Source organism: Vibrio sp. 1751, assembly GCF_033339895.1.
Taxonomy (GTDB): Bacteria; Pseudomonadota; Gammaproteobacteria; order Enterobacterales; family Vibrionaceae; genus Vibrio; species Vibrio alginolyticus.
The window spans coordinates 1-24,012 of the sequence record NZ_JAWOVM010000051.1 but is presented as its reverse complement, the minus strand read 5'-3'; the positions used below and the strand labels follow the sequence as shown (position 1 = coordinate 24,012).

At 42.7% G+C, this 24,012-nt stretch carries 19 protein-coding genes and 1 pseudogene; 11 read left to right on the top strand and 9 right to left on the bottom strand.

The window, feature by feature from the left end:
* The first annotated feature begins 56 nt into the window (after positions 1-56).
* Positions 57-530: a low molecular weight phosphatase family protein gene (locus R7041_RS15550; protein ID WP_064368997.1), complete on the top strand. Its 474-nt coding sequence runs from the start codon at positions 57-59 to the stop codon at positions 528-530.
* A gap of 47 nt (positions 531-577) precedes the next feature.
* Here the strand turns inward: R7041_RS15550 and ispH are convergent, their stop codons facing one another.
* The 6 genes from ispH to murJ all read right to left on the bottom strand — a co-directional run bounded on the left by ispH (position 578) and on the right by murJ (position 8,184).
* Positions 578-1,543 carry a 4-hydroxy-3-methylbut-2-enyl diphosphate reductase gene (gene ispH / locus R7041_RS15545; protein ID WP_064368996.1) on the bottom strand — a complete coding sequence of 322 codons (966 nt, stop codon included), beginning with the start codon at positions 1,541-1,543 and terminating at the stop codon, positions 578-580.
* Positions 1,544-1,567: 24 nt separating this feature from the next.
* A complete protein-coding gene (gene fkpB / locus R7041_RS15540) occupies positions 1,568-1,999 on the bottom strand; it encodes an FKBP-type peptidyl-prolyl cis-trans isomerase (protein ID WP_005381922.1) in 432 nt (143 codons plus the stop codon).
* 144 nt (positions 2,000-2,143) lie between these two features.
* Positions 2,144-2,650, bottom strand: coding sequence for a signal peptidase II (lspA, locus tag R7041_RS15535; RefSeq protein WP_005381924.1), 507 nt, complete (start codon positions 2,648-2,650; stop codon positions 2,144-2,146).
* Positions 2,651-2,723: 73 nt separating this feature from the next.
* A complete protein-coding gene (gene ileS, locus R7041_RS15530) occupies positions 2,724-5,552 on the bottom strand; it encodes an isoleucine--tRNA ligase (protein ID WP_064368994.1) in 2,829 nt (942 codons plus the stop codon).
* A gap of 64 nt (positions 5,553-5,616) precedes the next feature.
* On the bottom strand, positions 5,617-6,552 hold the full coding sequence (ribF, locus tag R7041_RS15525) for a bifunctional riboflavin kinase/FAD synthetase (protein WP_005381933.1): 936 nt from the start codon (positions 6,550-6,552) through the stop codon (positions 5,617-5,619).
* A 69-nt stretch (positions 6,553-6,621) separates the two neighbouring features.
* The gene (gene murJ / locus R7041_RS15520) at positions 6,622-8,184 is read right to left on the bottom strand and encodes a murein biosynthesis integral membrane protein MurJ (RefSeq protein ID WP_206949594.1); all 1,563 of its coding nucleotides are present in this window, start codon (positions 8,182-8,184) and stop codon (positions 6,622-6,624) included.
* Between the two features lie 305 nt (positions 8,185-8,489).
* Here murJ and rpsT point away from each other — a divergent pair, with 305 nt between their 5' ends.
* Positions 8,490-8,750, top strand: a complete 261-nt coding sequence (rpsT, locus tag R7041_RS15515) for a 30S ribosomal protein S20 (RefSeq protein WP_005381938.1) — start codon at positions 8,490-8,492, stop codon at positions 8,748-8,750.
* A gap of 303 nt (positions 8,751-9,053) precedes the next feature.
* Here the strand turns inward: rpsT and R7041_RS15510 are convergent, their stop codons facing one another.
* Together R7041_RS15510 and nhaR are read right to left on the bottom strand one after the other, a co-directional pair.
* Positions 9,054-9,362: an ArsR/SmtB family transcription factor gene (locus tag R7041_RS15510; protein WP_005381940.1), complete on the bottom strand. Its 309-nt coding sequence runs from the start codon at positions 9,360-9,362 to the stop codon at positions 9,054-9,056.
* A gap of 288 nt (positions 9,363-9,650) precedes the next feature.
* Entirely contained in the window at positions 9,651-10,541 is an 891-nt protein-coding gene (gene nhaR / locus R7041_RS15505; RefSeq protein ID WP_005381942.1) for a transcriptional activator NhaR, read from the bottom strand.
* Positions 10,542-10,927: 386 nt separating this feature from the next.
* Here nhaR and R7041_RS15500 point away from each other — a divergent pair, with 386 nt between their 5' ends.
* Both R7041_RS15500 and R7041_RS15495 read left to right on the top strand, forming a co-directional pair.
* A complete protein-coding gene (locus R7041_RS15500; protein ID WP_025768431.1) occupies positions 10,928-12,073 on the top strand; it encodes a Na/Pi symporter in 1,146 nt (381 codons plus the stop codon).
* Positions 12,074-12,220: 147 nt separating this feature from the next.
* The gene (locus R7041_RS15495) at positions 12,221-13,363 is read left to right on the top strand and encodes a flavohemoglobin expression-modulating QEGLA motif protein (protein WP_062730733.1); all 1,143 of its coding nucleotides are present in this window, start codon (positions 12,221-12,223) and stop codon (positions 13,361-13,363) included.
* 70 nt (positions 13,364-13,433) lie between these two features.
* Here the strand turns inward: R7041_RS15495 and R7041_RS15490 are convergent.
* Positions 13,434-13,847, bottom strand: a pseudogene (locus tag R7041_RS15490) (thymidylate synthase); the annotation flags it as partial.
* A gap of 177 nt (positions 13,848-14,024) precedes the next feature.
* Between R7041_RS15490 and R7041_RS15485 the strand changes: the two are divergent.
* The 7 genes from R7041_RS15485 to R7041_RS15455 all read left to right on the top strand — a co-directional run bounded on the left by R7041_RS15485 (position 14,025) and on the right by R7041_RS15455 (position 23,965).
* Entirely contained in the window at positions 14,025-15,485 is a 1,461-nt protein-coding gene (locus tag R7041_RS15485) for a tyrosine-type recombinase/integrase (protein WP_170963375.1), read from the top strand.
* Positions 15,486-15,492: 7 nt separating this feature from the next.
* Positions 15,493-18,897, top strand: a complete 3,405-nt coding sequence (locus tag R7041_RS15480; protein ID WP_137032161.1) for a VPA1269 family protein — start codon at positions 15,493-15,495, stop codon at positions 18,895-18,897.
* Between the two features lie 3 nt (positions 18,898-18,900).
* Positions 18,901-19,587 (top strand): hypothetical protein, encoded by a 687-nt coding sequence (locus R7041_RS15475; RefSeq protein ID WP_136979787.1) that lies wholly within the window; start codon positions 18,901-18,903, stop codon positions 19,585-19,587.
* Positions 19,588-19,609: 22 nt separating this feature from the next.
* Positions 19,610-20,047 (top strand): VPA1267 family protein, encoded by a 438-nt coding sequence (locus R7041_RS15470; protein ID WP_039450253.1) that lies wholly within the window; start codon positions 19,610-19,612, stop codon positions 20,045-20,047.
* Positions 20,044-22,209: an AAA family ATPase gene (locus R7041_RS15465; RefSeq protein WP_222712335.1), complete on the top strand. Its 2,166-nt coding sequence runs from the start codon at positions 20,044-20,046 to the stop codon at positions 22,207-22,209. The genes R7041_RS15470 and R7041_RS15465 overlap by 4 nt, the downstream gene beginning before the upstream one ends.
* A gap of 289 nt (positions 22,210-22,498) precedes the next feature.
* Positions 22,499-23,425 (top strand): hypothetical protein, encoded by a 927-nt coding sequence (locus R7041_RS15460; protein WP_137032154.1) that lies wholly within the window; start codon positions 22,499-22,501, stop codon positions 23,423-23,425.
* Between the two features lie 51 nt (positions 23,426-23,476).
* The gene (locus tag R7041_RS15455) at positions 23,477-23,965 is read left to right on the top strand and encodes a hypothetical protein (RefSeq protein WP_318114911.1); all 489 of its coding nucleotides are present in this window, start codon (positions 23,477-23,479) and stop codon (positions 23,963-23,965) included.
* Positions 23,966-24,012 lie beyond the last annotated feature (47 nt).

The window sequence follows — 24,012 nt, the reverse complement described above, 5'->3', positions numbered from 1 at the left end:
CATCATCGCTGAGTTTCCGCTAGCGTATAAATAGGACGCTCTGAAAAGACGAGGCGATGATGTATAAAGTTTTATTCATATGTAAGCACAACGCTGGACGAAGCGTCCTCGCGGAGTCAATCGCAACCAATATCCTGTCAGCAGATTTTAGTGTCACCAGTGGAGGCTCACATCCCACAGGCAAGGTGCACCCAGTGGTGCAAAAATATTTAGATGACCACCAACTCCCCATTCCGCATATCCACACACATTCATGGGAGGAGCGAACTCAGTTTCTTCCCGACATCGTTATTATTCTCTGTGATTCTTTACATCAAGAAACCGCTCCTCAGTGGCTTGCAGGTGGTGTTCGAGTAAACTGGCAAGTTGATGCTTTTCCGACCGATGGTTCTGATGAAGACATGTACGCACATTGCGAAAAGGTTGCTCAATCGCTTGAGCGAAGAATCACGAAGATGTCTGATATGATTATCGATGGTTTAGGAAAAGACCAAATTCGTGATTACCTAAATGAGTTAAGAGAGATGTAAAAAAGGCGACCCACAAGGTCGCCTTTTGAATATTCGATAAATGGAGACTAATCCACTTGCTTGATTTGCAGTTCTTTAGGTACTTCAAAGAACATATTCTCTTCACGGCCAAGTACTTCATCAACCGCTTCGGCACCAACGAGTTCTTTGATTCGCTCTAGAATCTGATTAACGAGCTCTTCCGGAGCAGATGCTCCCGCAGTCACGCCGACCTTTGTTTTGCCTTCAAACCACTCAGGTTTGATATCTTCCGGACAGTCGGTTAAGTAGCCAGGTGTCCCTAGCTTTTCAGCTAGCTCTTTAAGACGTGTAGAGTTTGATGAGTTTTTAGAACCCACCACAACCATCACATCTACGTCACCAGCTAATTCACGTACGGCATCTTGGCGGTTTTGTGTCGCATAACAGATATCGTCTTTACGTGGACCTTGGATATCTGGGAACACGCGGCGTAGCTCTTCGATAACATCGGCAGTTTCATCGACAGAAAGCGTCGTTTGGCTTACGTAATGAAGATCGGATGGATCTTTCACAATCGCCTTCAGTTTCTCAACATCGGCTGGAGTTTCAACCAAGTACATACCACCGGTTTCACTCGCGTATTGCCCCATCGTACCTTCGACTTCAGGGTGACCTGCGTGACCAATCAGAACCACTTCCATATTACGACGGCTCGCACGCGCCACTTCCATATGCACTTTAGTTACTAAAGGACACGTTGCGTCAAATACGGTCAAATCACGCAGCTTGGCTTCCTGACGAACTGCCTGCGATACACCATGAGCAGAAAAAATCACAATGTTGTCGTCTGGCACTTCATGCAGCTCTTCAACGAATATAGCACCACGTTGTTTTAGCCCTTCAACCACAAAACGGTTATGCACCACTTCATGACGCACATAAATCGGTGGCTGATACATCTCTAGCGCACGCTCTACGATGCTAATCGCACGGTCAACACCAGCACAGAAACCACGTGGGTTAGCTAACAGGATTTTCATTTCATTGCTCATGGAAGTTATCTTTTATTTGGTTCGCTATTCTACTGACAAAATTTCGACTTCGAAAGTCACGTCTTGTCCCGCGAGTGGATGGTTGAAGTCCACAGTGACTGAATCGCCTGCAATCTCTGTAATAATGCCCGGGATTTCCATGCCATCAGGGCCACTGAAGGCCATGATTGTACCAACTTCCACTTCTGCATCACCTACAAATTTAGTGCGATCCATATAGTGAATATGATCAGGGTTTGGCATACCAAACGCGTCTTCTGCCTTTAGCTCAATCGCTTTTTGTGCGCCTGTTTCGAGGCCTATCAAGCATTGCTCAAAGTTTTCACTCAAGCTTCCATCACCCATAACAAACTTCGCTGGTTTACCCATGTTATGAGTACTATCTGCAACCGATCCGTCTTTCATTTTAATCGTAAAGTGAAGGGTTACTACCGATTCATTGGTTATTGTTGTCACGTTAATGCTTCCTTGTTCTTGGGTTATTACGCTGTCAGCTTGGTCTTTTTATACATTGATATGCTGATTGGCGCTCCAACATAATAAAAAGCGTCGCTCGAATCAACGGACGACGCTTAGGGTTATTCGATATATCGCAAAAGGTTACTTGTTAGCGTCTTTTTTACGGAAGCCATCCAGAATAATCATTGCCGCACCAATACAGATCGCCATGTCAGCAAGGTTGAATGCTGGCCAGTGGTAGTTACCCCAGAAGAAGTCTAGGTAATCAACAACAAAGCCATGAACGACGCGGTCAAACACGTTGCCCACTGCACCACCAATAATCAGTGCATAAGCAATGTTGTTCCATTTTTCTTTTGCTGGAAGCTTGCTCATCCAGTAGGTCAAAAGACCCGTCACAACAAACGCGATACCTGTAAATAACCAACGCTGCCAACCAGCTTGATCGCTCAAGAAGCTGAAAGCGGCACCGTAGTTATGAACGTAAAGTAGGTTGAAGAATGGCAACACCTCAATTCGGTTTGCCCATCCGTAGCCCATGTTGTCCATCACCACCAATTTGATGCCAATATCTGCAATAAATACCAGAATTGCTAACCACAGCCAGCGAACTCCAGATTGCTTTAACGTCAGTGCTTTTTCACTCATTACTTTACCTACAAACAGCCCCAGTAAATACTGGGGCTGTTAATTTTAAAAAAAGTTCAGTCGTTCTAGGCAATTACGCGAATTTACGTACTTCACCTTCGCCGTCTACGTTAGACACACAACGACCACAGATCTTCTCGTGACCTTCAATTGTGCCTACGTCTGGCGTGTGGTGCCAACAACGGTCACACTTCTCGCCTTCAGCTGCTGCTACTTCTACAAACAAGCCTTCGATATCCGTCGCTTGTGCTGCATCCGTCTTCTCACCTAGAGGCTTAACTTTCGCAGCAGATGTTAGTAGAACAAAGCGCAGTTCATCTTCAAGTTTGTTGATCTTCGCCGCTAGTGCGTCATCAGCAAATAGAGTCACTTCAGCTTGTAGTGCACCACCAATGGTTTTCTCTTTACGCGCATCTTCTAGAAGTTTGTTTACTGCACCACGAACCGCTTGGATCTCAGTCCAGAATTCGTTGTTCAGCTCTTCACCTTCAGCAAGACCGAATAGACCGTCGAACCACTCACCAGTGAATACGAACTTGTCGCGCTCGCCTGGCATTTCGTTCCAGATTTCATCTGCAGTGAACGACATGATTGGCGCCATCCAACGAACTAGCGCTTCTACGATGTAGTAAAGTGCTGTCTGACAGCTACGTTGAGCGTTGCCGCCACGTTTTGCTGTGTACTGACGGTCTTTAATTACGTCTAGGTAGAAAGAGCCCATTTCGATTGAACAGAATTGCATTAGACGCTGAGTTACACCGTGTGTGTTGTACTCTTCGTATGCTTTAACTATCTCTTCTTGTGCTGCTAGTGCACGACCAACCGCCCAGCGATCTAGCGCAACCATCTCTTCAACAGGAACGATGTCTGTTTCAGGGTTGAAGCCGCTTAGGTTAGCAAGGAAGAAACGCGCTGTGTTACGGATACGACGGTACGCATCTGCGCTGCGTTTTAGGATTTCATCAGAAACCGCAACTTCACCAGTGTAGTCTGTAGAAGCAACCCATAGACGAAGAATGTCAGCACCTAGCTTGTTGGTTACGTCTTTTGGCGCAACCACGTTACCGATAGATTTAGACATCTTACGACCCTGACCGTCAACCACGAAACCGTGTGTCAGTACTTGTTTGTAAGGCGCTTCGTCTTTCATCGCGATAGATGAAATTAGAGAAGACTGGAACCAACCACGGTGTTGGTCAGAACCTTCTAGGTATAGGTCTGCACTATTGCCGTTGTACTCTTCACGAGCATCAACAACAGAGAAGTGAGTGACACCTGAATCGAACCATACGTCTAGCGTATCTAGCACTTTTTCGTATTGGTCAGCGTCAGCACCTAGTAGTTCAGCGGCATCTACATCCCACCATGCTTGGATACCTTTCTCTTCAACCAGCTTAGCGACTTTCTCGATCAGCTCTAGCGTGTTTGGATGAAGTTCTGCTGTTTCTTTATGAACAAACAGAGCAATTGGCACACCCCAAGTACGTTGACGAGAGATACACCACTCAGGGCGACCTTCGATCATACCTTCAATGCGGCTTTGACCCCACTCAGGCATCCACTCTACGTTCTTGATTGACTCTAGTGCTTTAGCACGTAGGCCAGCTTGGTCCATAGAAACGAACCATTGAGGTGTAGCTCGGAAGATGATTGGAGTCTTATGACGCCAACAGTGTGGGTAGCTGTGCTCATAAGCGTGGTGGTGTAGTAGTGCACCTTTTTCTTTTAGTACTTCTACTACTGCATCGTTCGCTTTAAATACGTGCTGACCAGCAAATAGCTCTGTATCTGGTAGGTAAACACCGTTTGAGCCAACTGGGTTTGCTACTTCTAGGTTGTACTTGTTACCAACCGCGAAGTCTTCTTGACCGTGACCAGGAGCAGTGTGAACAACACCAGTACCTGAATCAGTCGTAACGTGATCGCCAAGGATCGCCGGTACAGTGAAATCGTAGAATGGGTGTTGGAATTGAGAAAGCTCTAGGTCCGCACCTTTAGCAAAGCCAAGGTTGTGGAAGTGCTCGATACCCGCACGGTCCATTACGTCTTTCGCTAGCTCAGCAGCAACGATGATACGCTCAGCGTTGTCGCCTTCTGTTTGGATAAGCACGTACTCTAGATCATCACGTAGACATACTGCGCGGTTTGCAGGCAGTGTCCAAGGTGTTGTTGTCCAGATAACGATAGATACGTCACCGTGACCTTCATGACCTTCTGTCAGTTCAAATTTAGATAGCAGTGCTGTTTCGTCAGCCGCTTTAAAACGAACGTCGATAGATGGTGATACTTTATCTTTGTATTCTACTTCCGCTTCAGCAAGAGCAGAACCACAGTCTGTACACCAGTGAACAGGTTTGAAACCTTTTAGCAGGTGACCATTGCTTGCGATCTTACCAAGAGCACGAATAATGTTCGCTTCAGTTGCGAAATCCATAGTGCGGTATGGCTTGTCCCACTCACCCATGATACCAAGGCGTTTGAAGCTCTCTTTCTGACCTTCAACCTGACCAGCTGCGTATTCACGACATTTCTCGCGGAATTCCGCTGCTGTCACTTTTTGGCCTGGCTTACCTACTTTCTTCTCTACCATTAATTCGATTGGTAGACCGTGGCAGTCCCAGCCTGGGATGTAAGGTGCGTCAAAACCTGAAAGTGTTTTGGATTTAATAATAATGTCTTTAAGAATCTTGTTTAGTGCGTGACCAATATGAATGTCACCATTTGCGTAAGGAGGGCCATCGTGCAATACGAATGACTTTTTGCCTTTCTTAGCTTTACGGATTTCACCGTAAAGATCTTCTTTGTACCAACGCTTAAGCATTTCTGGCTCACGATTGGCCAGGTTGCCGCGCATTGGAAACCCTGTTTCAGGTAAGTTCAGGGTATCTTTATACTCACTCATCGATTCTTAATTCCGTTATATTGGGCGAAAATTAGACATTATGTTGAACGGTGGAATAAACCGCTCAACGCTTAAGCTGACGCAGCCACACCCTTGCTGCTTCAGCATCCAATTCGATTTGTTGTTTAAGTGCTTCAAACGACTCAAACTTTTGCTCATCTCGAAGTTTATGCAAAAGTTCCACTTCTAGTTGCTTGCCATATAAATTGGCATGAAAGTCGAATAAGTGCACTTCTAACTGTTGGCGAACACCATTGACGGTTGGTCTTTGACCAATATTAGCAACACCACCAACTGGCTTATTTCCTAAGCCAAGCGCTTGAACAACATAGACTCCGGAAACCGGAGAAACACAGCGTTTCAAAGGAATATTTGCAGTAGGGAACCCAATGGTTCGACCTAGCTTTCTTCCGTGAGAAACACGACCGCTGATGCTGTAGTTTCTTCCCAGCATCTGTTGCGCGGAATGCAAATCGTCACGCGCCAGCGCTTGACGGATAGCCGTACTGCTGACACGTAATTGTTGTAAACAAAAGCTCTGGGTACTTACGACATCAAAGCCGTATTTTTCCCCTGCTTCCTGTAGCATTGCAAAGTTACCTGTACGGCCTTTGCCAAAGCAGAAATCATCACCAACGACAAGAAACTTAACACCCAAACGCTCGACCAACAAGTCACGGATAAACTCTTCCGCGGTTAAACTTGCAAAATGGCGATTGAAATTGACACACAGTAAGCGGTCAATATCGAGCTTACTCAATTGCACGAACTTATCGCGTAATCGCGTCAACCTTGCAGGTGCCTTGTCTTTGGCAAACAGCTCCATAGGCTGAGGTTCAAAGGTCATCACAACAGAAGGCAAGGATAGCCTGTCCGCTTGCTCAGACACTTGCTGCAATACTTGTTGATGGCCTTTATGGACACCATCGAAATTGCCAATAGTCAGCACACAACCATGATGTCGCGGGTTGATATTGTGAATGCCTCTAATCAGTTCCATTGGATACTGCTTTCTGCCTCTGTTTAACTTTACACTGTGTGAAACTGACGGATTATATACTAATCACCCTCAGTCTGTCCCAGCTTTTAGGTCTTTTAAACGCGCACCAGTTAAAAATAGAACCACTAGGTAAACCACGGCTCCTAAACCGATCAACATCCCTAGCACCGCGCTTCGGTGAGCAAAGCTCCAGCCCAGCCATACTGACATATCTTCCAGTTGCCATAAGATTGCCGCCACCATCGCCGCGCCAGCAATAGCTAAACGTATAATAAAGAAGACGGTTCGCTTAGTGATTTGGTATACCTCTGCGATGTGCAGGCCACGATACAGCAGTGCCATATTCACAAATGCCGATAGTGCTGTCGCGATAGCCAAGCCAACGTAGCCATAGAAGTACGCAAAAATTGCATTAAATACCATGTTGGTCACCATCGCAATGATGCCGTATTTCACTGGCGTTTTGGTGTCTTGACGCGAGTAATACCCCGGAGCGAGCACTTTAATCAGCATAAAGTTAAGCAGACCAGAAGCATACGCTAATAAAGAGAGAGAGGCTTGATGTACGTCTTGTGGCGAAAACTCACCTCGCATGAATAACACCATCAACATAGGTTTTGCCAGTACAATCAAACCAAGCATTGCAGGAAGGCCAAGTAAGATCACCATGCGCACCCCCCAGTCCATGGTTTGTGCGAATCCTTCATTTTGTGCGTCAACATGTTTGCGTGATAATGCTGGTAAAATCACCGTTGCAATCGCAATACCAAACAGACCTAACGGGAATTCCAACAAGCGATCTGAATAGTACAACCAACTGATCGAACCGGTTTGCAGAAAGCTGGCAATAAAAGTATCAAACAACAAGTTGATTTGGCTTACCGACACACCGAACAAAGCAGGAATCATTAAGGTTCGGATCTTCACCACGCCCGGATCGCGCCAGCCCCATTTTGGCTTAACCATAACCCCCGCTTTAATAAGGAAAGGGATTTGAAATAAGAACTGAACCAAACCACCAAGGAAAACACCGATGGCAAGACCAATCTCTGGCTGTGACATCTGCGGCGAGATAAACCATGCTGCCAAAATGATCATTACGTTGAGGAAGACGGGAGTAAACGAAGAAACCGCAAACTTACCTAGTGTATTGAGAATGGCTCCCGATAGGGCAACAAAAGTGATGAACCATAAATAAGGAAAGGTAATCTTGAGCATCACGCTAGCAAGTTCGAACTTCTCAGCCGCGGGACCACCATGCATCCAGTCTAGGAACCAACCAAAACCAAACAGTGCAGTCACCACTCCGGAACCTAGAACGCCTAAGATGGTAACAATTGAGACTATCACCCCTAATGTACCCGCCGCACGAGCAATGAGCTCCCGAGTTTTATCCATGTCGCCTTGAGCATGGCTTTCCGTTAAAACAGGTACAAACGCTTGGGAAAAAGCACCTTCAGCAAACAAACGTCGTAAAAAATTAGGAATTTTATTGGCGAAGAAAAAGACGTCTGCGCTTGCTCCTGCCCCCATTAAATTTGCCACTACAACATCACGAACTAGGCCAAGAACGCGGGAAATAAATGTCATAGCACTGACGATCATGCCAGACTTGAGTAGTCGTTTACTCACTGTAACCTCGGAATATCACCATAAGACAGCTAACCCTATACTGTTTCTCTGACAGGTGCTGTAAATAGACGTCAAAAATCTATCCGCGGGTTGTAAGGAATAAGTGTGCCTTTCGCGGATAATTATTAGCATTGGTATAAAAATGCTGTTAGAATCCCCGCCATCTTAACCGCGATAACCTCTCTTACCAAAATTTGTTTTGGCTTAGATCGGTTTTTGCACAAATCATTTGACATTTAAGCGCAAATGAGGGATATTCCTCGCCCTTAAATTGTCACAGAACTAAGTTTTTGGGAGTTAGACCCTTGGCAAATAGTAAATCTGCTAAGAAGCGCGCTATCCAAGCTGAGAAACGTCGTCAGCACAATGCTAGCCGTCGCTCAATGATGCGTACTTACATGAAGAAAACTGTTGCTGCTATCGAAGCAGGCGACAAAGAAGCTGCAACTGCTGCATTCGCTGTAGTTACACCTATCCTAGACCGCATGGCAACTAAAGGCCTTATTCACAAGAATAAAGCAGCTCGCCATAAGTCTCGTTTCGCTGCACAAATCAAAGCTCTTTAATAGAGTCCTGATTTTACAGTGAAGAAAAAACCGACCTTGTGTCGGTTTTTTATATCTACAAAATTTTCTTAATAAAAAAAGCTGGCAATGCCAGCTTTTCTTTTTCTGAATGTCCCATTTAAAGACATCAGCTTATTCATTACCCATATAACGCTCAAACTAGAAAGCACTAATAAAACACTTGAGAACAAAGCAAATTGGTCGATGAGTAGTACCCTATCATCAAAAGTTTAACGCCACTCTCAAATATTCCAACAAGTTAGATTCACACTCTAAGATGAGCAGTATATTAGGACTATTTAATTAATGTTGAGCACTCTCAGCACAATAAAGACTATGCAGTGTTTTTATTAACGCTTTCACTTCATCACTCTTTAATGTGTAGTACACCGTTTGTGCTTCTTTCCTTGTCGTGACTAACTCATCACGGCGAAGCCAAGCAAGATGCTGAGATAATGCCGACTGGCTTAGCTCTAACTTTGCACACAGCTCTCCCACGGACAGCTCTTGGTTATGCAGCATACAAAGGATTTGTAGGCGTCTCTCGTTTGCCATCGCTTTGAGCAACACGACGGCTTTTGCGGAGTTCTGCTCCATTTCTTGTAGATTCATGTGTTGGACCTCTAGCTACAACTTACTTATTCCAACCCTGGCCAGCTTGTTGTGTTGCACTGATTTATATATCTAAAAAAATCAAGATACACTTCCAGAGTCTTCATTATTAGAACCTCTAATTTAGTTGTTAGTGATACACCAATATTATCCACCAAGGATTTTAATTGGTGCGCCATCAATAATTAATAGTTTTGCTCACTAAAACAAGTATCTTGCTTACTTAGATATTATTTAGAATTATATTTTTATTGATAGTAATCTATTTATTTACGCAACGATACGGGTTTACTCAAACATTTGACTGAAATCAGCATCACAAACATTTTTTACCGCGGGGTGTTGGATCATTCGTTCCGCAAAAATCACGTAGTACTCTTCTTTTAGCCCATCGACATGGCCAATTAGCTGTAAATTTCGGTCGTCTTCAATCTCCGACATGTATACGGTCGGTGCCAAGAAAATCACATCATCGTGGTACCGAGCAAAAGCTTTCATCAACGCAACATCATCAAACTCCCCTAGCACATTGGGTTGAAGGCCTTGACGATCAAACCATTGAATAACTTTACGCCCCATAGCCGTTCGGCTCGCGGGAATCAGAAGTTTTTTTTGTTCCAAGATCTCAGGGAATCGCACATTTTCAATTTCAGAAGAAGCAAAAAAGCTCATGCTACTTTCACCTAACTTTTTGCTATAAAGGCCAGGACTTTGAGTAGAATCAACGGGACAATCCGAAAGGATCATATCTAGCTTGTGCTGAGAAAGGCGTTCAAGTAGCAGTTCGTGGGTTGATTCATAACAGCGTAAATGAATACTGTTATCTTCCGGGACGGTCGTCATCAGTACTTTACTGACCAAGCGTTTAGATAATGCATCGGCTACACCAACTTCAAATAGAATGTTCGAGTGCTGGCTGTAATTGACGATATCTAACATCTCATAACTCAAACCGAACATCCGGTCGGCGTACTTAAACACAAGCTGACCTAACTCAGTGGGCTCAACTGTACGACCATTGCGCTTGGTTAACTTTCCTTTCATGCGCTCTTCAAGCGCTTTAATCTGTCCTGTCACGGTTTGCGGTGTCAGGAAGAGCGCGTCAGCCGCCTTAGTTACAGAGCCCTGTTTGCACACCATCCAGAAATAATAGAGATGGTTGTAGTTTAGATGTGACATGATCGAGTCCCGAAAAGAAAGTGATACTTTTTATACCAAATGTGACAGAGACAAACAATAAACTCGACAAAACCATACAATACCTTACAAAAGCATAAGTTTTACCGAAAGTATAAAGTCAACACTGTCATAAAAGTTGAACTGAGGCGCATTTTCTCTACAAAAAAAACGCAAAAACCAAACAAAACGAAATCAAAATTTAACCATTAAAATCAACAGGTTAAAAATTAATTTTCTTCCTCTTTTACGCCATTATCAAAAAGAACAATAAAAATCTCTCACAGCAAGAAATCTGTAATATTACTGAAATATTTGTTCTCTAACATCGCCCGCAGATTCAACTACAGACCGAAAAATGAACTGAAAGGTCAACGGAGAAAATTATGATGAACCAAGCTACTTCAACAGTGGCACCAATTTCGAGCACAGCTCGTTGGTTACGCTGGGCTAACTTGGCATTCATGTTATATCTGCTTCTTCTAGCAGTATCTATGGTTGGTAGTGGCTTTAAATGGGCAACTGGCGATCAAGCTAAGGTGCTATTTGAATTTGCCGCACACCCAGTTGCAGGTCTAATGATCGGCTTGGTGGCAACAGCCTTAATTCAGTCTTCAAGTACTGTAACGTCTATTATTGTAGGCTTGGTTGCAGGTGGCTTACCTGTAGAAACCGCTATCCCTATGGTGATGGGTGCTAACATTGGTACCACAGTGACCAATACGCTTGTGTCTCTTGGCCACGTGCGCTGTAAAGAAGAGTTCAAACGTGCATTTGCAAGTGCAACCATTCACGACTTCTTCAACTTGCTTGCTGTCGCTATTTTCCTTCCGTTGGAAATGATGTTCGGCATTTTAGAGAAAGTTTCTCACTGGCTTGTTTCTCCACTGCTTGCTACTGGTGATATGAGCATTAAGGGCTTCAACTTTATTAAACCAATTACAAAGCCAGTCGTAGGCGCAATTAAAGAGCCACTTTCTACCTTCGGTGATACTGTTGGCGGCGTCATGCTTATTGCTTTGGGTATTGCGACTATCTTCGTTGCAATCACAGTGATGGGTAAATTGATGAAGAGCCTAATGGTTGGTCGCGCACGTGAAATTTTGAAAAACGCCATCGGTCGTGGTCCTATTCACGGCATCGTATCAGGCTCAATCGTGACCGTTCTAGTACAATCTTCCTCAACCACGACAAGTTTAATGGTTCCGTTGGTTGGTACTGGCGTGTTGAAAGTACGAGATATCTACCCTTTCACTCTGGGTGCTAACATTGGTACTTGTATTACGGCACTACTAGCAGCGACAGCGGTATCTGGAGAGTTCGCAGTATTCGCACTACAAATCGCTCTAGTCCACTTAGTGTTTAACATCATGGCGACGCTGTTTATCTTTGGAATTCCATTCCTACGTGAGATTCCGGTTAAAGGCGCTGAGATGATTTCTGAAATGGCTATTAAGAATAAAGCAGTTGTTGGTGGTTACCTAATGTCAGTATTCGTTATTCTACCAGGTGCAATTCTAGCCCTAACAACGTAACAACAACGACATACCATCGCTTATTGTTTAGGCTCCACATCGTGGAGCCTTTTTTATGATAATTAAACTGTTCAAATCGATTGTCCGGTGATAATTTGAGCCACATCAGCATGCTTATGCTGAGCTATCTCATTTGGAGTCGACAACATGACGCAGCTTAATGACGCTATTTCTGATCAGCTACTCGCAATAGACGAAAACCTAACCCAACTGGTTGCTGATATTGATATCCTTAGTAGCGTGAATCCTCTTAATTATGCTCAAGAAAGAGAACGTTTCATTAAAAACAAATATTCTCAAGAGCCTAATTTTCAATATTCAATTACTAACGTAGATACCCACAGTGCAAAGCGACGTCTATATGAGCTACCTCTAGAAAACATTCAAGACACCCAACTGCAGAGGCTGTACGCGGATGTAATTCAGTCTTATGCAGATAAACTGGATCAAGTGAATACCATAGGCACGCAAGAGTTTCTTTATAACTCCTTACGCTATTATGGGGAACCGAGCGCCAAAGATATTGCCAACGCCCATTTCATATTGCACCTTCCTACAGAAGAAGAAAAAGAACCTCAGCACGATAGCCGTGCAATAGCACGTTTCATGCAAAATTTTGCTCAACGCAATGGGTATGAATGTGAAATACAGGTGTTGGACGGGATGTTAGCAAACGCACTAGTTTCAGGATCTCGAGTCAAAATTAACCACGCGGCGTACATCACCACTGATGAGCTGGAGGCTCTTGCACATCATGAAATGGGAGTACATCTCCTGACTACGCTTAACGGTCGTCAACAACCGCTAAAAGTCCTGAGCTTAGGTTGTCCTGCCAATACCAACACTCAAGAAGGGCTGGCTATATTATGTGAGTATCTGTCAGGACATTTCAGTATCAAGCGCCTAAGAACCTTAGCCTTACGAGTTCTGGCAGTAGAGTCGATGATCAAGGATCGCGATTTCCGCCATACGTTCATGCTATTAAAAGAACAGTATAAAGCTTCTGATCTTCAAGCATTTACAACGACTGCCCGAGTCTATCGAGGTGGAGGTTTAACGAAGGATTACTTGTATCTTAGAGGATTCCGAGAGGTGCTCAATGCCTATGATAAATTGGGCGATGACTTTTCACTATTGTTGTGCGGGAAAACTGAGCTGAAGTACTTTGAGCTTATCCGTTCATTAGTGAGTAAAGAAATATTCACTCAACCTAAGTTTATTAGCCCGGCACTATCCACACCGATGCAGACCAGCCCAATTCACCGTTATATTGTCAGTGCACTAAAATAATACCTTCTAAGTACAAAAAAGAAAAAAGCTCCATTCGGAGCTTTTTCTATATCTTGAAGAACGATACTCGTTACACTGAGAATGGGTAACGAATAGGATCGTGATGCTCGTACCCTTCAACCCAAAAGTCATCCAGTGTGACCCATGTTTCCAAATCTTCTAGAGATTTAATCTCTGGGTTGATATGGAACGTCGGCGCTTTTAATGGCTCACGCTTCAACTGAACATCGCGCATCAGTTCAAGCTGGTCTTCATAAATGTGAGCATTCACAATCTTATGAAATGCCTGACCAGGTTTCTTGCCCGTAATTTGCGCCATAATCGCCAAGAACACGTAAACTTGAACCATATTGAAGTTTAAGCCAAGCGGTACATCACACGAACGCTGAGTACTATTCAGGTAAAGCGTATCATCCAGCAATGAAAAATGGTGACTGTACATACAAGGACGCAAGCACCCCATGTGGAACTCACCCGGGTTGTATTATTACCCCCTACTATTCCCTACTGGTTGTACTCATATGATAACTTTAAATGTGAAAAAAGCACTTAAAGTCCACCTTAGACAATTTACATAACCAGTTAATACCCCCTACTAGTTGTACTAGTTAAAAAATTACTCTATGGTATGTATAGGCTAGTTATAGGTACGTCATTAATTATGAACACGATACATACAGTTATTCACTTAGGGATTTCCGCACCAGACTACGAAACTATGCCTACGTTAATACTGTTTCCTGAAGGTGTTGAACCACATGCTTCATTCATCGTTGCTAGATATGCACGTTACCTTCAAAAAGAAGGTCACGCCTCATATGCAACAATAAGCAGAGACTTACATTACATTGGTTTGCTTTTTGATTACTATTATCTCGTGGTAAAACCCAACGCCAAAAATACCAACGACTGGGAAATGTTCATTGAAGATTTTTTAAGCGCTTTTGATAAAGGCGCTGTTTTAGGTTGGAGAGCTGCAAAAACAGCAGACTATACATATTGCAAAAACACTACAAAACAGTTCTGCCAGTTTGTTTCGGGCTTGAAAAGCAGCAGAAAGCTTCTTCCTGCGGAAGAAAAGGACCTTGAATACTCAATAAATCGCTCTTATGAATACTGCGCCCACCTGAAGACCAGCCTTCTGTTCCATATAAAAAGAAAATCCCACAGTATGAAGGATTCTCATAAATCTAAGGAAAGAGGTCGCAGAAGAGCCAAGTCTGGCGCGACCGTAGTCAAGTATTTCCCTCCAGAATACGTACCACTGCTTATTGAAGAGACAACAAATGTACGGGATAAGATCATTTTGTTAATGGCTGCGTATGGTGGCCGACGGCAATGTGAAATCATCCAAATACTCATCAATGATGTTGAACCTGTTAATGGTAGATTACATGTAACTCTTGCCCATCCTGAAACTTCTAGTATGTCCTGGCTTTGTAAAGCAGGAAAAAAGCGTACTGGTACTCGCGGTGAGTTTCTTAAAACAATGTATGGACTAAAGCCCAGAATCAATCTGGGTGCACTTTCTTCGAGCGCTGGTTGGAAAGGTATAAAGTATGACGACAAAAATACCGAAACATCTATCATGTGGTTTATTAGAGAAGAGGTCGAGAGATACCTTCTGACCTTGCACATTCAGTATATGGAAGAAGTAAGAGGTGAGTATTCACACCATCCGTATTACTTTGTTAATCAGAATGGCGACCCAATGACTCAGAAATCCATGAGTAAAGCCATAGATAATGCATGTAAAAGACTAGAAAAAAAGTATGGCATCAATTTAGATGGGCGTCGAGGACATAGCCTTAGACATCATTATGGTTTTTACTGTGCAGACGTTTTACAGATGGATTTATTAATGATCCGTAAATATATGGGGCATAAGCAACTCTCATCCACAGCTATTTACACACATATATCACCAGAAAAAGCTCGCCAAGTCATACAAAATGCTCAGGACAAAGCAAAGCTCGAAGACAGAATCGATGCAGATATAGAGGAGAGGTTGCAGATTCAACAGAGATTCGAAAATCAACCTGCAATTGCGAAACTGCCAAATTCATGGATGACTTCATGGTTGACTGGCGAAGAAATAGATACGATGTTAATTCACAGGTAAAAGCTACATGGATTATATAACAAATGAATTTGAAGAGTACACTTCCCCATTAACAGGTGAGGTGATTAAATTTAATCCATCTAGTAGAGCATTTTGTATACTCAAAACTCCTACAAAAGAGGAATTCAACGAACTCTTACAAGAATATGTGAACGCAAAGATTCAAATTACTTGGAGAGAGTTGTTAGAACCACTCAACAAAGATCTCAGCAAAATTAATGGCGATAGAATAAGGTTATTTGCGGCTACAAAGGCTTCGGGTAGTGACAAAAAGTTCATGCCGACATACATTTTTGCCGACAGTTATACCAAAGCTATTGGCGAAGAAACTAGTTACCAATGCCATCTAAAGGTAGAAAGCTTCAGTATTGAAGAGCAAAAAAAACTTGCAGAGGCAATCAAGCCCAACAGTCTTGAAGAAGCAAAAAGTCTATTTAAGGAAGGATCATTTCATCACAATGATGCTCTCGGTTATAGGTTTATAGATGAGGTAATAAAACCTCAAGATAATTTCACTGAAGCTGTAAACGCGATGGCCTCACTCTTGAATGAAGTGGTTGCAGATAGCGGTATCAAATCAAAGAGATTCAGGTTACAACACTCCAATAAGACACCTAGAAACACTCTAGAATTACTAAGCTTTCTACATGCCAAGGGGTATGTACTTTTCCCATATGTAAGAAAACTCTCTGAAGATCCTTTTGAATACTGGATGCTTCACAAAAACAATGTAAGGCACTGTGAATACCCTGAGCTAGTTAATCCAGATGCATATGAGTTTGTTAATCGTATTCATCAAGCTTCAGAAGCAAGTAGAGCAAACAAGAGGCTTGGTAGCAACGCTAAAACAATGGTGAAGGCATCTACTTTCACCAGAATTGAACAGATCAGTGATGAACTCCTAGATCGACAGGTTGAACTGTATGAAGAAAATTATCAAACCTCATCATCATCAGAAACAACAACCAGAACGAATGGCTCAGCGTTTAATGCTTACACAAATATGTGTAGGGATATTTTCAATTCAAAACATAATAATCCCGCCCTTAAGTTAAAGCATAGAAAGTACATGCGGAAAACTAAAAAGACGATTTATGAGCTTGCTGACTTTAGTTTGTACTCAGACAAACTTCCTGAACTTAAGATTTGGACTGAGCTTCTTTCTCAGTATTGCTTATCTATAAACGATACGCAGTTTCAATTACGCATATCTTCTGCAAGATACTTCCTTGACTGGCTTTCTGGACTTGAACACATCCCACAATCCCCATTGGAGATTGTCAGAACGATACATGTAAATGATTATGCTGAGGGAAACACTCTGCGGAACCATCTCAAGAACCGTTACTCTCTAAAAGCCTCTAACAGACATTTGTCGATGTATAGACAGTTCTTTGATTTCTGCCACGATACTCTTTACAAGAACCCTGACAACCGTGAATCTCTAAGTACATTTGTTAATCCTGTTGACACCAAGTGGGATCGATTTGCAGAAGGTTCTAGTCCAGGAAGCAAACGAACACCGATTGAATCAAGGATAATGAATGAGATTCGAAATTTAATCATTGAAGATGATTATGCTTTTCCCAAAAAAGCATTTTCATTTTCTTATGTTCATTTAACAAATCACGAAACTGGAGAATATGAACACAACGTGTTCTGCCCATCAGTTGCAAACCTTCTCTATTTTATGCTCTGGATTCCAATACGAAAGATTCAAGCTCAACTTCTTGATTCTGGTGAGGGAGATGACTTTATCTATGACTTTGATCTAGAAAAGTTTGTTAAGAATGAAAACAAGATCGGGAACGAAAAAAGACAAGAAGGTTTATTGCAAACACTTCCATCAGGCGTACTTGGAATTACTGACGTGCTCGGCTTGCACATTACAACCAATAAAACTTCAGATGATGGTTACGATATCCCTTGGGTTTGTGATGAACTACTTGCATCATTAAAAAACCAGTATCAATGGCTCCGTAAGTACTCCCCCTACCCAGAGCGAAGAGGAAAAGACTCTCTTGGAAAGCTTCTGACAGAAGAAAGCATAATGACAGATAAAACTTTCTATTGTTTATTCCGAGATCCCTCACAACAGAGATCCGACGACCAATCAAAACCAGTTGCAACTCACATTATAACAAAAGCGTGGGGATTGCTCTGTAACGAGGCTGAGAAACGGATAAACAGAAAACTTCCTGAGACACACAGAAAAATATCTTTGACAAAAGAGGGAGCACCGACTGAATCTCGCTACGATATCCATACATTACGAGTGAGCGGTATTACAGACTTACTAGATAAAGGAGTGCCATTAGGGATTGTTCAGAAGTTTGTTGCTGGACATAAGACTTACATGATGACACTTCATTACGATAACCCTTCTCATGCGAAAGTGAGGGAGTATTTAGAGGCAGCGCGTACTAAGGATAGTAACGTTTCTGATTTTGAATTTATAGAATCAGAAATCGACCAAGTTATTGAACATTTTGTTACTAACCAAGCCTATGCTAACAATAAATATACAGCTTTTGATGCATTGAAAAAGAACGCTGGGATCGTATCGATAAAGCTTTCGGGAATTTGCCCTGGTGCAAGTTGTGAGGAAGGAGGTCTTGACCCTTACAAAAAAACTGGAGTACCTGTTCCTGTCGGAGATAGAGGTCCATCCTGCCCTCAATGTCGATTTTGGATAACTGGACCTATGTTTCTTTTAGGTCAAGTTGTAGAAGGAAACCAGTTAATAAGAAAAATCAAGAAAAAAGTAATTGCTATCGACAAGATCAGAGAGTCAATAATTGATGCTGAAGACAACGGTAATACGCAGTTATATAACAAGTTATCAGGTCGAGAGGATCGTGAACTACGAATCCTGTCAAACATGTTAACTGAATGGTCTGAGCGCATGAAATTTTACGAAGCTTCAGTGAGAAAACTCGATGCATGGATCGCGTATAAAGACAAAAATCATGAGGAAAATTCAAGCCTTCCTATATCCATGTTTAGCAAGTCCACAGAAGAAGAAATTCGGTATGGTTTTAGTCAATCAAGCAATTTGGAACTGACTCATTTCCTCTCAACTGTATCTGAATTTCTTCCTGAGTTCATAGACTCTGATGATACTTCTGTACCTGATCTAGAGCAGGCTATTGCTAGATTCATGGCTATGAATAATCTAGGCGATATTCTGTTTAAGTTGAATGATGAACAACGACTACAAGCTACCAATTTGATGACAGATGCGCTTATAAGCAATGTCGGGGCTGAATGTGCCGAAAACCTTCTTAATGGCGATGTCGCCCTGTCAGAATTTCCAGAATTAAGCCGTCAAGTAATTGAACTCGTCAGTAAAAGCGAAGAGAAGATTTTTAGACTCGATGCAAATACTTTTGAATCGATTGGGAGTAACTAAAACATGAATACTTCTGTATCTCAGTCACCGTCAGCTATTTTGTACAATGACCTATGTAAATCCGCGAATAGTAAAAGAAGAGAAAACGCACAGAATATAAAGCTCACCTGCGATCATATGGTGCAAGATGGCGTGGAAATCACCTTGAGTGGGGTAGCCAAAAGATGTCTTGACTCATTTGGTAGTCCAGCGATTTCAACAGTAACAAACACTGGCTCAAAGCTGGGTGAATATGTTCGCTTACGAAAACAAGAGCAGAATATTAATAAGGGAACGATAATCGCAAGAACTGTCGTTTCTGCGAAAGTGTCAGATCCCGTACTAGCACAACAAGTAAAAATACTTGAAGAAACGGTCAAAGGACTGAGAAATGAAAATAACGCATTAAGGGTAATATTTAAGAAACTCAATACCGATATTGACAACGATATTAGTAGCATCCTACTGAGCGAACCAAAAAAACAAAATACCAGCGAAAAACTATTACCTTCAATCAGTCATACGCCACACTTAAAAAGCGCTGTCTCATCATTGCTAAGGCACTTAGCTGACAGAGGGTACGGTATGTATCGAGGGCGTTTTGGAATAAACAAGAAAACCGTATTAACCACTGCTGAGTTAGATGCTTTGAAAGAAGTAATCGATATTAGCGAAGCTGAGTTTAACGCTACATATGGTAACGACAAATAATTTTCGCATAGGGTTATAGCTAATGGCGAGTGGGCAGCAGAAAGCACAGCAAAATCTTGAGGCATTTGAGGCTTGGAAAGCCACACAGACGGACGATGACTTTAAACAAATCTTGTTCAGAGGTCAGCTAAATCGAATCGAAGTGGCAAAGGGTATCGGTTGTGGAAAATCGGCTTTAAATCAAAATCCTGCCCTCAAAAAAGCACTCAAAGCACTAGAGGGCGATTTACGTGATAGAGGTGTGCTTCCACCTCTTACGGAAAATGCTAAAAAAAACGAGGGCAAACCCCAAGCCTACGATAATACAGCGAATCGTAAGATGCTCGATTCAAAGCGGGTGTCGTCATTGGAAGCTGAGAACATTGAATTAAAAGCCAAGGTTAAGGAGCTTGAAAAGCGACTTGAGCGCTTTGGTGATCTGTCTGAAACCTTATCCGAATTGGGGTTGATGCCACGATGAATGCCGCTTTGTATGAAGACCAGATGCGTGTCACCAGCATCCCTTACTGCACGAGTAAACTCGTGATATTCAGCGGTGTACCGCTGGCGAAGGACTCTTATATAACCAATAGTGGGAAGTATTATGTCACTATCAAAGCCGACCCCGATAGCATCCCTGTGCTTCCAACGCTGGGTCAGCATTGGTCAGTCAAAGGCGCTCGCCAGATAGAAAACATGGAGGTAGGCGATTATGTGATGCAGCAGCACACTTATGAATCGCCAGAGCATGTTGAATGCACCTTGCCCGAAACAGGTGAGCAACTGATTCGCTTCATCGCCAGAGAAAGTGACTTCAAGGGTATTGGCGAAAGCAAAGCTAGGGCGCTCTGGCAGCTCTTGGGGAAAGAATTCCATGCCACATTAAGAAATGACGCCCCAGAATCCAGAAAGTACCTGACATCGATTCTGAGTGAAGATTCAGTAGAAGCACTCTATAGAGGGTACGCCAAATACAAAAATTTGGCGCATTGCAACTGGATGAGTGAGCACAAAATCCCTGCCAGTGTGCAGCAACGGCTGCTCAAGCATCACGGTGAAGCCTCCATCGATGTTATCAAGGGGAATCCTTATGCTCTGATGGGCTTTGGTCTTTCGTTCAGTGCCATTGAAGATATTATCAAGGTAACGAATTTTAAGACCGATGTTGCGCAGGATGATCCAAGAAGGCTCAGCGCTGCTCTGGAAATGGCGATTCGAAAAGAGATTGAAAAAGGTCACACCTACACCACTCATGCTAATGTGCGCCCTTATCTCAACAAGTTACTGAAAGACAAAGTGCTAGTCACTCAAGCGTTCCAATCAGGTCATGATAAAGCCCAGTACATTTTAAATCCCGACACAGGAACCTACCATCCAACTGCGCAACTTCTGATGGAAAGTGTCGTTGCCAAGCGGCTAAATACACTGATTAAGCGAAATGACTTGTTTGATGAAAACGCCAATGCTGCGTATTGCTCTGCGGCTGCGGAGCTTCCATACGAATTAACTCCTAAACAAATCGAAGCCGTAACAACGTGTCTAGATAATTCGGTAAGCTGTATTACGGGCGGTGCAGGAACAGGCAAGACAACGGTACTCAGAACGGCTCTCAGGGCTTACCATCAACTTGGATTTGAAATACACGCCGTTGCGCTCAGTGGCCGTGCTGCAATGAGACTTCATGAGTCCATCGGTTTTGTTACCTCAACCATTGCTAAATTGCTCCGTGAAAACCCTATTGTACCCAGTGTAGATAAACCAAATCACCTACTGGTGATTGATGAGGCAAGCATGATTGACTTGCCAACCATGTATCGTCTTGTGAATCACATTCACCCCTCTGTACGATTGATATTCGCTGGCGACCCTGACCAACTTCCACCAATCGGCTGCGGAAAGGTGTTGGCAGACATCGTTGAAGCAAAAACGGTGGCTAATACGATGCTAGATATCGTCAAGAGACAAGAAGATTCGACGGGTATCTCCGAATATTCAAAGCTCATTAATCAAGGTGCGATGCCTGAACAATTAAGCACAGGTGCAATACACTTTCACGAAACCAGTAAAACAGACATTTCCAAAGTCTGTTGCGAGCTTTACCAAGAATCTCCTGATAGCAGTCGTGTCATGGCTCCAACCAAGACACTAGCATCAGAAATAAATAAACTCACTCAACAAGCAGTTAACCCAGATAGTACCAGCCTTGAGTTCGCAATCAATGGTGACAAATTCTTTCTGCCACTTCGCCTCAATGATGCGGTGTTATTCACTCAGAATCATTACGAAAAAGGCATTCAGAACGGCTCTCTTGGCACGTTAACTAGCGCAAAGCATTCTGGTGATAGTTACGGTGAAATAACACTAGATACAGGTGATAAGATCGAGGTAACACAATCCGTCCTAGACTGTATGGAATTAGGTTATGCCATCACCTTACACAAAGCCCAAGGCTCACAGTTTCCACGTATCATCATCGCCCTACAAAACGGAAGAATAGTTGATAGAGCATGGCTCTATACGGCAATCACGAGAGCTGAAAGTGAAATTCATATCGTTGGTAGTAGCGATGATATGAAGAGTATCACCGAAGCCCCAAGCCACTCTCATAAGCGGAATAGCTACCTGAAAGAGCTTTTGAGCTAGCTCGGATCTGCCCCTTTTTGAGTTAGCGGTAACAAACCTTATTACTCCCAACTAGAGATTTTTCTATAGATTTCGTCATGTAAAATGAGAGGTATGTAGAGATACCATGCCTTGTCGTTTTTCTCATTGGTGATTTTGTTGCATATGGTGGTACTCTGTCCAAAACAATAGTTTATGCAGAAAACTAGTGTTCGATAGATGCGGAAAATTCCCCAAGTGGGGTTTTTAATTACTCCACTTGGGGATCTAATAAATTGTTAGCACTCTTATCAGTTCATCAGGAGAGAGTATGGTCAGGAAGCTAGAATCAGAAATTAGAGACTACATCAATGCGTCTAGGCGGCAGTTTCAAATCATGGGGAATAAAGCAAACTGGAACAAATTGTGTTCAGCGCTTGATCTTGTAGGTGATACCGAGTTAGCAATAGAAGCATATCCCAATTTATGCTCAACCGAGAGTGAAGGAGCAAGTTATCTCATCGTTTATGGAGTTTTGCAAACCTTACTATTGCAGCAAGATGCTGCAAAACATATTGCTGACTCATTAGAGCTGAAAAATATAAAGCGTCCTAAGCAACTAGACGAAATTCGAATTATACGAAATAGTGCCGCGGGACACCCTACATCTCAAAAAGAAAATGGAGCGTATAAGTCTTGCTTTATATCTCGCATCTCCTTGAGTCCTGTCAGCTTCCAAATGGTGACATCATTCTCTAATTCATCGGAGTCTAAGTTTACAACCGTTAGCATTCCTTCGTTGATAGAAATTCAGGGAAAATATATTGCTGAACTATTAAAGCAAGTGGTGGATGAACTTAAAAAGCAAGAAATGGAGCATCGATTAATGTACAAAGACAATAAACTTGAAGACTCATTCCCTCAAACATTGAGTTATCACCTAGGCAAAATTTATGAGGCTACATATACGAGACAATCATTTGCATTAGGTAAAATCAATTTGACTACGGTATCTCAAGTGTTGGAAGACTTTAAGAATGCTCTTGAATCACGTTCTGAGTGGGGTGTTTATGACTCAGTTAACTTTCACTATGAGCAGTTAGAGTACCCGCTTCAACAGCTAGAACTCTACTTTAATAGGGAATCAAAATTAAATGAAAAAGACGCTTATATATTTGCAAGCTTTGTCGAGAGGCAGTTCGATGAACTTATAGAAATAGCTAAAGATATCGACAAAGAATACGAGTCAGAGTGCTAACAAACGCTTTAAGACGGGTTATGTTTTTTGAAAGTTTGGAGAATACCAAAGATGGGACGACAAAGAGTACCAAAAGGAAAAATAATTCTTAGAAAAGATGAAAAGGTTATAGCCGTTCTTCTGACATTAGATTCAGATGCCTCTGGGGATGACTTCGTTCATAAATTTAAAGAAATGTACCCTGATGACTGGAAGAAAGTAAAAAAGCGGTATGATGCACATGAGCGGTTAACCCCTGAGGGAAAAAGCCACCCGATGCCTAAACCTCACCAGTATATGCTTAATGCATCGAGAAAAATTAGAGAGCTTTACTCCAATGGTAAAGACCTAAACGAACTTCTTGTTGAGCTAACCACACCTAAGCCAAAATTTGTAGAAGAGGTTCCTGCTGAGTTAGATAAATGGCTTAAGCAACTACATAACCAGAACAGCTTTGAGGATAGAATTTTAGCAGTAAATAAACTGGGCAAGTTTAAATGCAATGAAGTAATAGAGGCTCTTTCATCAACTAGGCTTTGTTGCGTAATTCGATGGAACTAAATCAAGAAGCTACGATCTGAGCGGTTACGCCCATCAATCGTCGTAGC

Coding starts and splice junctions, on each gene's coding strand:
- ribF (WP_005381933.1), bottom strand. CDS start 6,552: ATGGAACTGATTAGAGGCATTCACAATATCAACCCGCGACATCATGGT.
- R7041_RS15500 (WP_025768431.1), top strand. CDS start 10,928: ATGAACCAAGCTACTTCAACAGTGGCACCAATTTCGAGCACAGCTCGT.
- lspA (WP_005381924.1), bottom strand. CDS start 2,650: ATGAGTGAAAAAGCACTGACGTTAAAGCAATCTGGAGTTCGCTGGCTG.
- R7041_RS15485 (WP_170963375.1), top strand. CDS start 14,025: ATGAACACGATACATACAGTTATTCACTTAGGGATTTCCGCACCAGAC.
- R7041_RS15470 (WP_039450253.1), top strand. CDS start 19,610: ATGGCGAGTGGGCAGCAGAAAGCACAGCAAAATCTTGAGGCATTTGAG.
- R7041_RS15550 (WP_064368997.1), top strand. CDS start 57: ATGATGTATAAAGTTTTATTCATATGTAAGCACAACGCTGGACGAAGC.
- R7041_RS15455 (WP_318114911.1), top strand. CDS start 23,477: ATGGGACGACAAAGAGTACCAAAAGGAAAAATAATTCTTAGAAAAGAT.
- ileS (WP_064368994.1), bottom strand. CDS start 5,552: ATGAGTGAGTATAAAGATACCCTGAACTTACCTGAAACAGGGTTTCCA.
- nhaR (WP_005381942.1), bottom strand. CDS start 10,541: ATGTCACATCTAAACTACAACCATCTCTATTATTTCTGGATGGTGTGC.
- R7041_RS15480 (WP_137032161.1), top strand. CDS start 15,493: ATGGATTATATAACAAATGAATTTGAAGAGTACACTTCCCCATTAACA.
- R7041_RS15465 (WP_222712335.1), top strand. CDS start 20,044: ATGAATGCCGCTTTGTATGAAGACCAGATGCGTGTCACCAGCATCCCT.
- R7041_RS15510 (WP_005381940.1), bottom strand. CDS start 9,362: ATGAATCTACAAGAAATGGAGCAGAACTCCGCAAAAGCCGTCGTGTTG.
- R7041_RS15475 (WP_136979787.1), top strand. CDS start 18,901: ATGAATACTTCTGTATCTCAGTCACCGTCAGCTATTTTGTACAATGAC.
- R7041_RS15495 (WP_062730733.1), top strand. CDS start 12,221: ATGACGCAGCTTAATGACGCTATTTCTGATCAGCTACTCGCAATAGAC.
- ispH (WP_064368996.1), bottom strand. CDS start 1,543: ATGAGCAATGAAATGAAAATCCTGTTAGCTAACCCACGTGGTTTCTGT.
- R7041_RS15460 (WP_137032154.1), top strand. CDS start 22,499: ATGGTCAGGAAGCTAGAATCAGAAATTAGAGACTACATCAATGCGTCT.